This is a genomic window from Enterobacter cloacae complex sp. 309I3 (genome assembly GCF_050031595.1).
GTDB classification, from domain to species: domain Bacteria; phylum Pseudomonadota; class Gammaproteobacteria; order Enterobacterales; family Enterobacteriaceae; genus Enterobacter; species Enterobacter cloacae.
Window position 1 is genome coordinate 1,712,461 of record NZ_JBLGWI010000001.1, and the last position, 13,460, is coordinate 1,725,920.

The 13,460-nt window shown below is 52.5% G+C and carries 13 protein-coding genes and 1 pseudogene; 6 read left to right on the top strand and 8 right to left on the bottom strand.

What is annotated here, in order from left to right; genetic code table 11:
- Nucleotides 1-143 precede the first annotated feature (143 nt).
- Nucleotides 144-785, top strand: coding sequence for a hypothetical protein (locus ACQG22_RS08020; protein ID WP_111969670.1), 642 nt, complete (start codon nucleotides 144-146; stop codon nucleotides 783-785).
- Here the strand turns inward: ACQG22_RS08020 and ACQG22_RS08025 are convergent.
- Nucleotides 750-1,112 (bottom strand): hypothetical protein, encoded by a 363-nt coding sequence (locus tag ACQG22_RS08025; protein WP_221703631.1) that lies wholly within the window; start codon nucleotides 1,110-1,112, stop codon nucleotides 750-752. The genes ACQG22_RS08020 and ACQG22_RS08025 overlap by 36 nt on opposite strands.
- A gap of 126 nt (nucleotides 1,113-1,238) precedes the next feature.
- Between ACQG22_RS08025 and ACQG22_RS08030 the strand changes: the two genes are divergently transcribed.
- Nucleotides 1,239-2,579, top strand: a complete 1,341-nt coding sequence (locus ACQG22_RS08030) for a phage tail protein (protein WP_369706413.1) — start codon at nucleotides 1,239-1,241, stop codon at nucleotides 2,577-2,579.
- Here the strand turns inward: ACQG22_RS08030 and ACQG22_RS08035 are convergent.
- Nucleotides 2,545-3,333, bottom strand: a complete 789-nt coding sequence (locus ACQG22_RS08035) for a hypothetical protein (RefSeq protein WP_369706414.1) — start codon at nucleotides 3,331-3,333, stop codon at nucleotides 2,545-2,547. The two genes, ACQG22_RS08030 and ACQG22_RS08035, sit on opposite strands and share 35 nt — an antisense overlap.
- 121 nt (nucleotides 3,334-3,454) lie before the next feature.
- On the opposite strand from ACQG22_RS08035, the gene ACQG22_RS08040 reads away from it, so the two are divergent.
- The 3 genes and pseudogenes from ACQG22_RS08040 to ACQG22_RS08050 all read left to right on the top strand — a co-directional run.
- A complete protein-coding gene (locus ACQG22_RS08040) occupies nucleotides 3,455-4,003 on the top strand; it encodes a recombinase family protein (RefSeq protein WP_126851030.1) in 549 nt (182 codons plus the stop codon).
- A gap of 115 nt (nucleotides 4,004-4,118) precedes the next feature.
- Complete coding sequence (locus ACQG22_RS08045) at nucleotides 4,119-4,541, top strand: hypothetical protein (protein ID WP_047028293.1); 423 nt, start codon at nucleotides 4,119-4,121, stop codon at nucleotides 4,539-4,541.
- Nucleotides 4,542-5,054: 513 nt separating this feature from the next.
- Nucleotides 5,055-5,675 (top strand): annotated as a pseudogene (locus tag ACQG22_RS08050) (IS3-like element ISSen4 family transposase); the annotation flags it as partial.
- Nucleotides 5,676-5,736: 61 nt separating this feature from the next.
- Here the strand turns inward: ACQG22_RS08050 and ACQG22_RS08055 are convergent.
- Nucleotides 5,737-5,976, bottom strand: a complete 240-nt coding sequence (locus ACQG22_RS08055) for a DinI-like family protein (RefSeq protein ID WP_045617085.1) — start codon at nucleotides 5,974-5,976, stop codon at nucleotides 5,737-5,739.
- A 425-nt stretch (nucleotides 5,977-6,401) separates the two neighbouring features.
- Here ACQG22_RS08055 and pepN point away from each other — a divergent pair, with 425 nt between their 5' ends.
- Nucleotides 6,402-9,014, top strand: coding sequence for an aminopeptidase N (pepN, locus tag ACQG22_RS08060; protein WP_058661619.1), 2,613 nt, complete (start codon nucleotides 6,402-6,404; stop codon nucleotides 9,012-9,014).
- 51 nt (nucleotides 9,015-9,065) lie between these two features.
- Here pepN and ssuB read toward each other — a convergent pair whose 3' ends face one another.
- Genes ssuB through ssuE form a run of 5 tightly spaced genes read right to left on the bottom strand, consistent with a single transcriptional unit; the run spans nucleotide 9,066 to nucleotide 13,306 of the window.
- Nucleotides 9,066-9,836, bottom strand: a complete 771-nt coding sequence (gene ssuB / locus ACQG22_RS08065; protein ID WP_038419036.1) for an aliphatic sulfonates ABC transporter ATP-binding protein — start codon at nucleotides 9,834-9,836, stop codon at nucleotides 9,066-9,068.
- The gene (ssuC, locus tag ACQG22_RS08070; protein WP_029883221.1) at nucleotides 9,833-10,624 is read right to left on the bottom strand and encodes an aliphatic sulfonate ABC transporter permease SsuC; all 792 of its coding nucleotides are present in this window, start codon (nucleotides 10,622-10,624) and stop codon (nucleotides 9,833-9,835) included. Before ssuC ends, ssuB begins: the two co-directional genes overlap by 4 nt.
- 9 nt (nucleotides 10,625-10,633) lie before the next feature.
- Nucleotides 10,634-11,779, bottom strand: coding sequence for an FMNH2-dependent alkanesulfonate monooxygenase (gene ssuD, locus ACQG22_RS08075; protein WP_369706415.1), 1,146 nt, complete (start codon nucleotides 11,777-11,779; stop codon nucleotides 10,634-10,636).
- On the bottom strand, nucleotides 11,776-12,738 hold the full coding sequence (locus ACQG22_RS08080; RefSeq protein WP_023619891.1) for a sulfonate ABC transporter substrate-binding protein: 963 nt from the start codon (nucleotides 12,736-12,738) through the stop codon (nucleotides 11,776-11,778). Before ACQG22_RS08080 ends, ssuD begins: the two co-directional genes overlap by 4 nt.
- Nucleotides 12,731-13,306, bottom strand: coding sequence for an NADPH-dependent FMN reductase (gene ssuE, locus ACQG22_RS08085; protein WP_023619892.1), 576 nt, complete (start codon nucleotides 13,304-13,306; stop codon nucleotides 12,731-12,733). The genes ACQG22_RS08080 and ssuE overlap by 8 nt, the downstream gene beginning before the upstream one ends.
- Nucleotides 13,307-13,460 lie beyond the last annotated feature (154 nt).

Sequence of the window (13,460 nt, forward strand, 5' to 3'; positions counted from 1 at the left end):
GGCTCATTCATTTCGATTGTGTCGACTGGGCCCACCGTCAACGAATACCACTGCCGAGCCTATAATGGCGGTTTTACTGCGTACTATTTACCAACAACCGGAAGTCCTGCGATCACACTCAATGTGGAGGTGTATAACTTTCAATGAGCGGATTCGAAGTTTACAACAGCGACGGGAAATTACTGGTGGACTCGCAAAACCGGTCCACCCTTTTTTATGATCAACGTGCGTTGGGTGCCGTAACCGATAAAGGCTTTTACCGTGTTGATAGCCCATTTGGTGACGGTAGTACACTAGGTATAACTCAACCTGCATTCTGGAATGACGGAAGATTAAGATGGCTGCAGCTTGGGGCAAACAGATACGGGATGCCCGGCGCAGACCTGCTGGAAGATAACGCGGGAAGTATGATCCGCACTGCACGCAACATAGGAATGCAAAGCGGGTATCTTGATGTCTTCGACAGTGCCGGAAATCTCATCTGGAGCGCGGCTTCAGCCTCAAAAATGCCCCGTGTTGTGGGGTTCTTTGATGTGCCGGCGAACTATGACCTGCAGAACAACACTCTTTCGGTGAGCCTCAGCTTTAATCCGTGGATCCTGGTAAACAATTGCCCCGGAAATCTCAGTGATGATGGCACCGTGGTCGGTTATTCAGGGATAGTCCTCAGATGGACGGGCTCACAGCTGCAGGGGAGGTATATTTCAAAAAACCAGCGCAGCTGGAGCCAGACAATGCAGGGGAGGGGGTTAAGAATCCCGATCGCTCAGTTTGTCGGGATTTGATACAGGCGGGACGCGAGGATATTGCGTCGCGATCATATTTTGTCTGACACCTTTCGCTGAGTCGAAGCGATAAACTACGTCAAGCTTATCCGTTTTTTTATAGCAAATATTACTCAGACGTTTATTAACATGGCGGCTGAATATTCCATTGCTGCTGTCTGAAATAACCTTCATTTCCCTCGTGGCACAGTCGATATTCACGTGAATGTCACCACCGAGAGAAAGACGCGCTGCATCCACAGGATAATCCATTTTAAATGCGTAATCTGTGTGTTTATCGGCACAGCCAGCCAGCAGCAAAAGTGCTGCAGCAAATAATCGTTTCATTTCTACATTCCTGTTTATGCGGGAACTTCCATTTTATTTGAGTTCAAAAAATAGTCAGATTGATATTAGCGATCGATTTTACATGATTGATCGCTAGTAACGATCGTTATTATCGTGAGGTAGTTCATGATTTACACAACAGGCACCATTGCTATTAGTGGTAACAATGTCACCGGCACAGGTACTAATTTTACCGCCGCAGGTTCTTTGATCCGCAACGGCTGCACCGTTATTGCAATGACCAGTCCAGTGCAGGTTTTTCAGATTACCGCCATCGTTAGCGCAACCAGTCTCACCGTTACGCCAGCGGCAAGCCCTGCTATCCCCGCAGGAACCAAATACGCCATTCTTCTTAGCGACAGCCTGAGCGTGGATGGCCTGGCGCAGGACATCGCTGAAACCTTCACGATGTATCAGCGCTACATGAGCGGGTTCTCTGATGTGATGAACGGGACATCTGATGTCACCATCACTATCAATGGTGTTGCCGTTACCGTACCTGGTCAAAAATCTCTGGCCAAGAAAGGTGCCAACAGTGACATTACCAGCCTGAGCGGTCTGACAACTGCGCTAAGTATTTCGCAGGGTGGTACTGGTGATAAGACTGCCGCCGGTGCGCGAACAAACCTCGGTTTGGGAAGTGGTGCAACGGCGACGTTTCAGACATCAGTTACCGATTCTACTGCAGGACGATTGCTGGTAGTAGGTGGGTTCGGAATCGGGGAGGGAAATACAGCTTCAGGAACACCTGTTTCAGCCGGTATTGACTATTTTTCTGAGCCCACGGGACTTTGGCAGACAACAGCTGATACAACGGGTGTTTTTCCGACCGACGCATCAAAGTATGGCCAGTTTTTCAGAATGCGTGGCGGCAAGAATTCGATTACGCAGATATACGCGACAGGTCTTGGGGTGGCTAAAGGTGGGCGTATCTGGTACCGAACGCAGGCAGAAAATGTGGCCACTCCGGGGTGGCAGGAATTTTACACCACGTATAACACCACAAAGGCCAGCGACGGTACACTTAAAGCAGCATCTCCAGTGGCTCGTATTGTTCAGTCGAAAGAGACGAACCAGCGAACCGATCTCTATGAAGATGGTTTCTCATGGTGTGGATGCGGTACTGCTAACGAGGAAGCCGAGGGTATTCAACTAAGCCGCCTGGATGTTGGTGTCTATTTGTTAACGGGTTCAGCTGGTCTGGCTTCTTCTGGATGGCAGCTTTTGCCGCCGATGGACCCAGGAGGAATGGGAGAGCTGGGTGTGGTTGAGGCAGAGCAAACCGACAATGGCGAGCTGACAATCTGCCTGTTTAAGCGCAAATACATGCTAAGTGAAGACGGAGAGATCATCAAAACGAAAGGAGAGCTGATGGATGTCCCGGCGAACAGCTGGATCGATGTTCGCCTGGATATGCCCGCAAATTCACTGTTTAACCAGCGGATGAATCAGGAGCCTCAGAAATAGCGGTGCGCTGATTCCAGATATTGTTCTGCGGCATCTGGACACGTACAGAAATATACTGGTCGTGAGGAATGTCGGCCGGATCGCCCTCGTTGATACCCTGCAGTTCGTTTCTGGCGTATTCCTGCGCGGTAGGATGCGTGCGGTGATAGGTTTTCACTAACACCGAACCGTCAGCATGAACCTCATAATCCAGCCAGATGAGGGGTTGCTTGTTGCGGTCGGTGGGTATGTCAAAACCGCCGTCAATGCCACCCCAGGCAGCGTCGGAGTTCAGCCCCTCACAGCCTTCTACCAGATATTCACCGATGGCCAGACGGGTTACAGTGCAGCCATCAGATTCATCGTTAGTCTGGTATGTGCCATCCGAAAACACTTTAATCACAGGCGATGCAGCTTTAAGTGTGCCATCGCTGGCTTTTGTCGTGTTACCAGTGCTGTAAACCTCATACCACGGTGTCCATGTGCCCTGGTTTGATGTCGTTGCCCCAGTACCTCCACGAATACCCATCTTACCGTTGTTTGTAATCTGGATTTGTCCAATGTAACCGCCAGCAAAACGGCACATTGTCAATAATGGGGAGAAGCCGTCAAAATGGTTTGCGGCGTTAACACCCGCGCCACCGTACCAGCCATTCAACGCCATGTAGTTCGCATTGTTACCAAAACTACCGATAGGAATACCTTCCCCAGCACCAGAATTACCGCCGATACCAAAATCACGATTTCTTACAAGCGCTCCAGCAGTTTGGTCCATAACGCCTGTGGCGGTGTTAGCTGTGGCAGCTGTTCCTAAACCGAGGTTTTATAGATTGCCCTTCGCCAGCCATGCCGATAACTTCACCTGATTTTTTCGTAGCAAAAGGTGGATAAAAAAAATGCAATATGGGTACGCAAGGGTATCAACTTTTGACCAAAATCTTGAATTACAGTTAGAAGCACTTAATCGATTAGAATGTGACCGAATTTTTGAAGATAAAATATCCGGTTCAAAATCAAAACGCCCAAGGCTGGATAAGATGATGAAGCTACTACGACCAGGCGATACCGTTATCGTCTGGAAGCTTGATCGGCTTGGACGGTCCCTCATTCACCTTGTGGATTTATTGCGTTATTTCCGTGCGAACAAGATTGAATTTGTTTCAATCACTGAAGGGATAAGAATCAGCACTTCAATAGGCCGTTTCGCATACACCATGCTGAGTGCAGCAGCTGAAATGGAAAGGGAAAACATTATTGAAAGAACGCGTGCAGGTTTAGCTGTGGCGAGGGCAAAGGGGAGAATCGGAGGCAGGCGACCAAAGCTTACTCCAGAGCATTGGGCGCAGGCGGGGCGTTTGATCGCAAACGGAGTAGACAGAAAGCAAGTAGCGATTATTTACGACGTTGCGGTGTGCACCTTGTATAAGAAATTTCCGGCGCGGTAGGGGCAGAGGAAAAAATATTGAACATTTAATACAATTTTCGTAATAAAGTATTGAAAGAATGTAATAAAGTTGTTGAAATTTTGGTGAGCGGTTGGGTTGAGCATTGGGGGTATTCATGGCAAAAACAGATTCTATTACACCAGAAGAGTTCAGGGCTATTCACGTTGAATTGTCTAAAATCTCATCAACTTGGGCAGACTTATGGTTAACATTGTTTTCTCTCCGTGCTGAAGGCAGCAGGGTGATTACTATTAGATATTCCGATATCGAAGATGACATGCTGCACTTGGCTGGAACTCCAAAATTTGAGCCACGAACAATTAGATTAAATTTATTGCTTTCTAAGTTAATTGCGTGCAGAAAGGATTGCAATTCTTCTGATATTTATGTTTTCCAGAGTAGATCAAATCGAGTTAAAGGATTAGCTAGGCCTGTGACTGTAATAGCAATGAATAATGCCTTAAAACAAGCATCCAAATATGTAACAAGGAAAAACGTCACCATGAAAAGTGCTTTAAGGGTAATCGTAAGGAACTAGTTGGACGGGGGTTCATACACAACATACCCACCTGTGTATGGAAGATTAGGACGATGGTCTATGATCACGTCCTTTATCAAGTCATTATTCTCCCTGATGATTGTCGATTTACTACTCGATTGGATATAAAATATGTACTTGCATAAATCTTGGGAGGGATTTTAAGTAAGTGAAATGAGAACCTGATCAGAATAAATCAAACCGAGCATTGAGTAGAGTAAATAATAAAGCAGCGCATGCAAGATTTAAGAGTATAACAAAACGGGCGGAAACATTCACTGAACAAATCTCCTGATCATGTATTAGACAAAGAATGACTGTAATGTAAAACCATCTTACACACACCTACTAAAAAAGACAGATGAACCAAGGTGGCATCCGATGAGATAGTGACCTGCTCCCCGTTGATTAGTACACCCCGATGTTAGTAATGTCTTCATAAGCCACATGAGGACATCCCCATGAAGAAGCGTTTTTCCGACGAACAGATCATCAGTATTCTCCGCGAAGCCGAAGCTGGGGTACCGGCTTTATCACCTCAGTGGCCTGGGCGTAAAACGCAGAAGACGTCGTAAAGGGCTGGCAACAGAACGTCTGCCGCTGCTCCGTCCGGCGGCGCCCAATCTGACCTGGTCGATGGATTTCGTCATGGACGCACTTTCCACCGGTCGCAGGATCAAGTGTCTTACCTGCGTCGATGATTTCACAAAGGAATGCCTGACGGTCACTGTTGCCTTTGGGATTTCAGGCGTTCAGGTCACGCGTATTCTGGACAGCATTGCACTGTTTCGAGGCTATCCGGCGACGATAAGAACTGACCAGGGGCCGGAGTTCACTTGCCGTGCACTGGATCAATGGGCCTTTGAGCATGGTGTTGAGTTGCGCTTAATCCAGCCGGGCAAGCCAACGCAGAACGGATTTATTGAGAGCTTTAACGGACGATTTCGCGATGAATGTTTGAATGAGCACTGGTTCAGCGATATCGTTCATGCCAGGAAAATTATTAATGACTGGCGGCAGGATTATAACGAATGCCGCCCGCACTCCACGCTGAATTATCAGACACCGTCTGAATTTGCAGCGGGCTGGAGAAAGGGTCATTCTGAGAATGAAGATTCCGACGTTACTAACTGAGTGTTGTATCTAATCGTGGGGGCAGGTCATGTTATCTACGGAACGGTAGATAATCGGTTTGTTAATCTTTGACCAGCCACATATCGACCTCTTCAAACATCTCCTCAATTAACCGGTTCAACTTCTCTTTCTCTGTCTTTGTGCAGTTGCTATTTACTGCATTAGCCTGCATCGGCTTTACGCGGACAGAGGAGGCCGGGAAGACGGTATGAACACGTTTAGTCAACTCTGCAAGAATGATCTCCTGAGCGCCCTCCAACCCTTCAACGTTTCTTTTGTCATAAACGAGTTCAACGAACATAACGCACCTCATGAGTGCTGGTTTTATATACAGTGTTTACACCGCAATGATAAAGTCTGTCAAGGAAGATGAAAGCCAGTGATTAGATTTTCGGTGGTTTTTGGTAGGTATTGCGAAGCGAAAATGGACTGTAGACCAGATGGCATAAGCGATCCGATGAAAAGGGTTGTGGGGCATGGATGGGGCAAAAGTGGTCTATGAAGTTCGTTAAAGTTCGTAAATCTTGATTTGTCTCGATCTCGCTCATCCCTTGTTTAAAGCGCTCCTGGACGATCTTTATCGATTTTAAAAACTATGAGTTCATATTATACAAATGTAGCAAAAAGGGTGTTTGTACCTGAAAAGATGAACATTCTGCATAGCGCGATCTACACAACAGGAATAGACTGGAATCGTTATTCGACAAACGATGCATAAGGTTTTCTATGACACAACAGCCACAAGCCAAATACCGCCACGACTATCGTGCGCCGGATTACCTGATTAGCGATATCGATCTGACTTTTGACCTGGATGCCACTAAAACCGTTGTGACGGCGGTAAGCCAGGTGACGCGCCAGAGCGCGACGGCAGTGCCGCTGCGTCTGGATGGTGAAGACCTGACGCTGGTCTCCCTGCATATTAATGATGCAGCCTGGACTGACTATAAAGAAGAAGACAACCAGCTGGTGATCGATAACCTGCCGGAACGCTTTACGCTGCGCATCGTGAATGAAATCAGCCCTGCCGCCAATACGGCGCTGGAAGGGCTCTACCAGTCTGGCGTGGCGCTGTGCACCCAGTGTGAAGCGGAAGGTTTCCGCCACATCACCTGGTATCTTGACCGTCCGGACGTGCTGGCGCGTTTTACTACCAAAATCATCGCGGATAAAACGCTTTATCCTTTCCTGCTCTCTAACGGTAACCGCGTGGGTGAGGGTGAGCTGGAAAACGGCCGTCACTGGGTACAGTGGCAGGATCCGTTCCCGAAACCATGCTACCTGTTTGCGCTGGTGGCGGGTGATTTCGACGTCTTACGTGACACCTTCAAAACCCGTTCTGGCCGAGAAGTGGCGCTGGAACTGTTCGTTGACCGTGGCAACCTCGATCGCGCGCCATGGGCGATGACCTCGCTCATCAACTCCATGAAATGGGACGAAGAGCGTTTTGGTCTGGAATACGATCTCGACATCTATATGATTGTCGCCGTCGACTTCTTCAACATGGGCGCGATGGAGAACAAAGGTCTCAACATCTTTAACTCCAAATACGTGCTGGCCCGTACCGATACCGCCACCGATAAAGACTACCTCGATATCGAGCGCGTTATTGGCCACGAATATTTCCATAACTGGACCGGCAACCGCGTCACCTGCCGCGACTGGTTCCAGCTGAGCCTTAAAGAAGGCCTGACCGTATTCCGTGACCAGGAGTTCAGCTCCGATCTGGGCTCGCGGGCGGTTAACCGCATCAACAACGTGCGCACCATGCGTGGGTTGCAGTTCGCGGAAGATGCCAGTCCGATGGCGCACCCGATTCGTCCGGACAAAGTCATTGAGATGAATAACTTCTACACCCTGACGGTGTATGAAAAAGGGGCGGAAATTATCCGTATGATCCACACCCTGCTGGGCGAGGAGAACTTCCAGAAAGGGATGCAGCTCTATTTCGAGCGTCACGACGGCAGCGCCGCCACCTGCGATGATTTTGTGCAGGCAATGGAAGATGCGTCGAATGTGGATCTCTCTCACTTCCGCCGCTGGTACAGCCAGGCCGGTACGCCGATTGTCACCGTTAAAGACGATTACAATCCGGAGACCGAGCAGTACACCCTGACCATCAGCCAGCGCACGCCGCCAACGGCTGAGCAGGAAGAAAAATATCCGCTGCACATTCCGTTCAGCATTGAACTGTATGATAACGAAGGCAAAGTGATCCCGCTGCAGAAGGGCGGCCACCCGGTACACAACGTGCTGAACGTGACCCAGGCAGAGCAGACCTTTATCTTCGATAACGTCTATTTCCAGCCGGTGCCTGCGCTGCTGTGTGAATTCTCTGCACCAGTGAAGCTGGAGTACAAGTGGAGCGATCAGCAGTTGACGTTCCTGATGCGTCACGCGCGCAACGATTTCTCCCGCTGGGATGCCGCGCAAAGCCTGCTCGCGACATACATCAAGCTGAACGTTAATCGTCATCAGCAGGGCCAGCCGCTGTCGCTGCCGGTTCACGTGGCTGACGCGTTCCGTGCGGTTCTGCTGGATGAACAGATTGATCCGGCCCTCGCGGCTGAAATCCTGACGTTGCCGTCCGCGACCGAAATCGCCGAGCTGTTCGAGACCATCGATCCTATTGCCATCGTGGCTGTGCGTGAAGCGCTGACCCGCACGCTGGCGGCCGAACTGGCGGATGAGTTCCTGGCGATCTACAACGCCAACAAGCTGGATGCGTACCGCGTGGAACATGGCGACATTGGTAAACGTTCCCTGCGCAATACCTGTCTGCGCTACCTGGCCTTTGGTGAAACAGACCTGGCGAACACGCTGGTGAGTAAGCAGTATCACGAAGCGGATAATATGACCGACGCGCTCGCAGCCCTGGCGGCAAGCGTGGCAGCCGAGTTACCGTGCCGTGATGCGCTGATGCAAGAGTATGACGACAAGTGGCACCAGGATGGCCTGGTTATGGACAAGTGGTTCATTCTGCAGGCGACCAGTCCGGCAGCCGATGCGCTCAGCAACGTGCGCAGCCTGCTGAAGCATCGCTCCTTTACCATGAGCAACCCGAACCGCGTCCGCTCCCTGATTGGCGCGTTTGCCAGCAGCAACCCGGCTGCGTTCCACGCGGAAGACGGCAGCGGTTATCAGTTCATGGTGGAAATGCTGACCGAGCTGAACAGCCGCAACCCGCAGGTGGCATCACGTCTGATTGAGCCGCTGATCCGCCTGAAACGCTACGATGCGCAGCGCCAGGCGAAGATGCGTGCCGCGCTTGAGCAGCTTAAAGGGCTGGAAAATCTCTCTGGCGATCTGTACGAGAAGATTTCGAAGGCGCTGGCGTAATATAAACGTTAATCCCACCCTCTCCCTGTGGGAGAGGGCCGGGTGAAGGCATCAGGCATTAGCCGTAATCAAGGCGCGCTCATTCACACCGCGCCTCATCACTCGCTCCAGCACCTCCGCTTCCAGCTCTGCCAGTCTGGCCGATCCCACACGGCGAGGGCGTGGAATATCTACCGTCAGATCCAGACCAATTTTTCCCTCTTCTATTAACAGCACCCGGTCGGCCATGGCGACGGCTTCGCTCACGTCGTGCGTCACCAGCAGGACCGTAAAACCGTGCTCCTGCCAGAGCGAGGCAATTAAATCCTGCATTTCAATCCGCGTCAGGGCATCAAGTGCCCCGAGCGGCTCATCGAGCAGCAGCAGGCCTGGACGATGTATCAACGCCCGCGCCAGCGCTACGCGCTGTTTTTGCCCGCCTGAGAGGGCCGCAGGCCAGTCACCGGCGCGATCCTCCAGCCCGACGGCGGCCAGCGCCTGACGCGCCTCCTCCCGCCAGTGACCTTTCAGGCCCAGCCCGACGTTATCCATCACCGTTTTCCAGGGCAGCAGGCGCGCATCCTGAAACATCATGCGAGTATCATCCTGAATATTGGCCAGCGGCGTTGTCCCTGCCAGAATCTCCCCTCCATTCGGCGCTTCCAGTCCGGCTAACAGGCGCAGCAGCGTACTCTTGCCGCCGCCGCTGCGGCCGACAACGGCCACAAATTGTCCGGCGGGGATATGCAGATCCAGGGCGTTAAGAATGGTTTTGTCGCCGTAGCGTTTCGTGACGCCGTTAAGTAACAGCGGTGTCCCCTGAGTGAGTCGGGCGGTATTCATGCTTTCGCCTCCTGAGAGAAATAGGCCGGGTTCCAGCGCAGCCAGCTGCGTTCCAGCCACTGGGCGCTGACGTCAGCAAGTTTGCCCAGCAGGGCATAAAGGATAATGGCGACTACCACCACGTCCGTTTGCAGGAATTCGCGGGCGTTCATTGCCAGATAGCCAATGCCGGAGTTGGCTGAAATGGTCTCCGCGACGATCAGCGTCAGCCACATCAGGCCGAGCGCAAAGCGAACGCCAACCATAATGGAGGGCAGGGCGCCCGGCAGCAGCACGTTGATAAACAGGGCAAATCCTGATAATCCGTAGCTGCGTGCCATCTCAACCAGCCCGCGATCGATATTGCGGATCCCATGCCAGGTATTGATGTAAATCGGGAACAGCGTGCCCAGCGCCACGAGGAAAATTTTGGCGCTCTCATCAATACCAAACCACAGAATGACCAGGGGGATCAGCGCCAGATGCGGTACGTTGCGCAGCATCTGAATGGAGGTATCCAGCAACCGTTCCCCCCAGCGGGACAGGCCGCTGATCAACCCCAGCGTCAGGCCGATGCTCCCGCCGATGGCAAACCCAATCACCGCGCGCCAGGAGCTAATGGCCAGGTGCTGCCACAGCTCGCCGCTGGCACTCAGCGACCAGAAGGCTTCGATTACGCCCTCCGGAGAGGGCAGGATGCGGCTCGACAGCCAGCCGGTAGAGGAGGCCAGTTGCCAGATAAGGACAATGCCGACAGGTAAAAACCACGGGGCGGCGCGCAACAACCATTTTTGTGAGGTGAGAGACATAGCCACTCCTTAGCTTTGCGCGACTTTACGCGGAATAAACTCGTTGGCCACGGCTTCGCCCTGAAGCTGCAGCTGGCGGGGCTGCGGAATGTCCGGGATAGCGACATCCAGATGCGGGAACAGCAGTTCACCCACTTTGTATGCCTCCTCAAGATGCGGATAGCCCGAGAGGATAAAGCTGTCGATACCCAGCTCAGCATATTCATTGATACGCGCCGCCACGGTCGGGCCGTCACCCACCAGCGCAGTACCTGCGCCACCACGTACCAGGCCGACACCCGCCCAGAGATTGGGGCTGATCTCCAGATTCTCGCGTTTGCCGTTATGTAACGAAGCCATCCGGTGCTGTCCTACGGAGTCGGTTTTCGCAAATGCCGCCTGCGCTTTGGCGATGGTCTCATCGTCCAGATGCGAGATCAGCCGGTTAGCGGCCTGCCAGGCCTCTTCGTTGGTTTCACGCACAATCACGTGCAGGCGAATGCCAAAGCGCACCTTTCGGCCGTGGACGGCGGCTTTGGCCCGCACCTGGGCAATTTTCTCTTTCACCAGTTCAGGTGGCTCCCCCCAGGTCAGATAGAGATCGACCTGTTCTGCCGCCAGATCCTGTGCCACATCCGACGATCCGCCGAAGTAGAGCGGTGGACGCGGCTGCTGTACCGAAGGAAAGTAGAGTTTCGCGTCGCGAACATGAATATGCTTGCCATCAAAGGTGACCGTTTCCCCCTCAAGCAGACGTCGCCAGACGCGGGTAAACTCGGCGGAGGCCTCATAGCGTTCCGTATGATCGAGGAACACGCCGTCACCGGCCAGTTCCTGCGGATCGCTGCCGGTGACCAGGTTAAACAGCGCGCGTCCGTTGGAGAGCCTGTCGAGCGTTGCCGCCTGACGTGCGGCAACGGTCGGGGAAACCACGCTCGGACGCAATGCCACCAGGAATTTCAGGCGTTGGGTGACCGGAATCATCGACGCGGCGACCAGCCAGGCGTCTTCGCACGAGCGTCCGGTGGGGATCAGCACGCCGGTGAAACCGATTCGGTCTGCCGCCTGCGCAATCTGCTGCAGATAGCCGTGGTCAACCGGGCGCGACCCCTCTTCGGTACCAAGATAGTGTCCATCACCGTGGGTGGGTAAAAACCAGAAAAGATTCAGACTCATGATTTGGCTCCTTCTTTGGCTGCGGGTTGCCAGATGCGTTCGCGAATGTTCACCTGTTTTGGTACTAAGCGGTTTTGATAAAAGAGGTCGGCAGTCTGTTGTTGCAGGGCTGCAACATGCGCGTCCACCGGGATAATGGTGGTGGGTGGACGGTGGTTGAGGTAGCTCGCGATCACCGCCTCCGGTAAGCCCATGGTTTTCGCCAGCAGGGTGATGCTCTCCGGGCGCTGGCTTTGCGTCAGGGTATCGGCCTCGGTAAAGGTATTCAGGACCTCCTGAACAAAGGCACCGTTTTTCTCTGCATACGGACGGGCTGCAAGGTAGAACGAACCGGTCTGTTTCAGGGTTGTGCCATCTTTCAATACCCGTACGCCGCCCTGAAGTAATGCCGCGGAGTAGTAAGGATCCCAGATAGCCCACGCGTCGACATTGCCTTGCTGGAAGGCGGCGCGGGCATCAGCAGGGGTCAGATAGACGGGTTGAATATCGGTGAACTTTAGCCCGGCCTCCTGCAGGGCGCGGAGTAGCAGGTTGTGCGAGCTGGAACCTTTCTGGAATGCGACTTTGTGACCTTTAAGTTCGGCGACATTTTTAATGGCGCTATTTTCCGGCACCAGAATCACCTCGGCTTTGGGCTTGGGTGGCTCAACGCCAACGTAGACCAGATCGGCCCCGGCCGCCTGCGCAAAGATCGGTGGAATATCGCCAGTACTGCCTAAATCAATGCTTCCAACGTTCAGCGCCTCCAGCATTTGTGGCCCGGCAGGAAACTCCACCCAGGAGAATTTGGTCTGTGGGAAGCGTTTTTCCAGAAGCTGGTGGCTTTTTGCCAGCACCATACTGACGCTGCCTTTCTGGTAACCAATGCGCAAACTGTCAGGTGCCGTCTCTGCTGCATGGGTCAGGGACGAGAGTGTGAGCAGACCAGCCAGGCTGATACGGGTAAGTGTTTTAAACATGAGCGACTCCTTGTGGCTGTCCAAACGCAGGTGCCTGAATATCGCGACGGTGCAGGGCATGCCAGAATGTCTCCAGCGCAGTGTCGAGCCGGGTTTGCAGATTCGGGGTGAAATGCGGTTTGTGCTGGTAATCGATAACCTGCGAGTCATCGGCAAAAACGCCGTGCAGGATCTCCTGCGCCTTCAACGCGTTCAGTACCGGCTTCAGGGCGTAATCCACGGCCAGTAAATGCGCAACCGTACCGCCCGTAGCCAGCGGCAACACCACTTTTCCATCAAGTGCACGTTCAGGCAGCAGATCGAGCAAGGTTTTCAGTGCGCCGGAAAATGAGGCTTTATAAATCGGGGTCGCGACGATAAGCCCGTCAGCACTTTTTAGCTGTTCAATCAGGGTTTTCAAGGCCGGACTGTCAAAGCGCGCGTAGAGCAGATCCTCAGGTTCAAAGTTGTGCAGATTCCAGTGGCACACTTCCACATCCAGAGCATTAAGCCTTTCGCGGGCATATTCCAGCAGGGCGCTGGAACGAGAAGGGAAACGTGGACTTCCGGCCAGGGTGATGACGCGCATGTGTGCTCCTTATAACTAATTGTTTGCTTTTATCTAACATTCATAACAATTTTCAGGAGTGTGACACTGCGTAGTTATTCCACTAAATGATTTATCTGCAATTAAAATGCGAAAAAGCGCATAAGAAGTGTACGGGGAAGTAAACGTTTGCGTT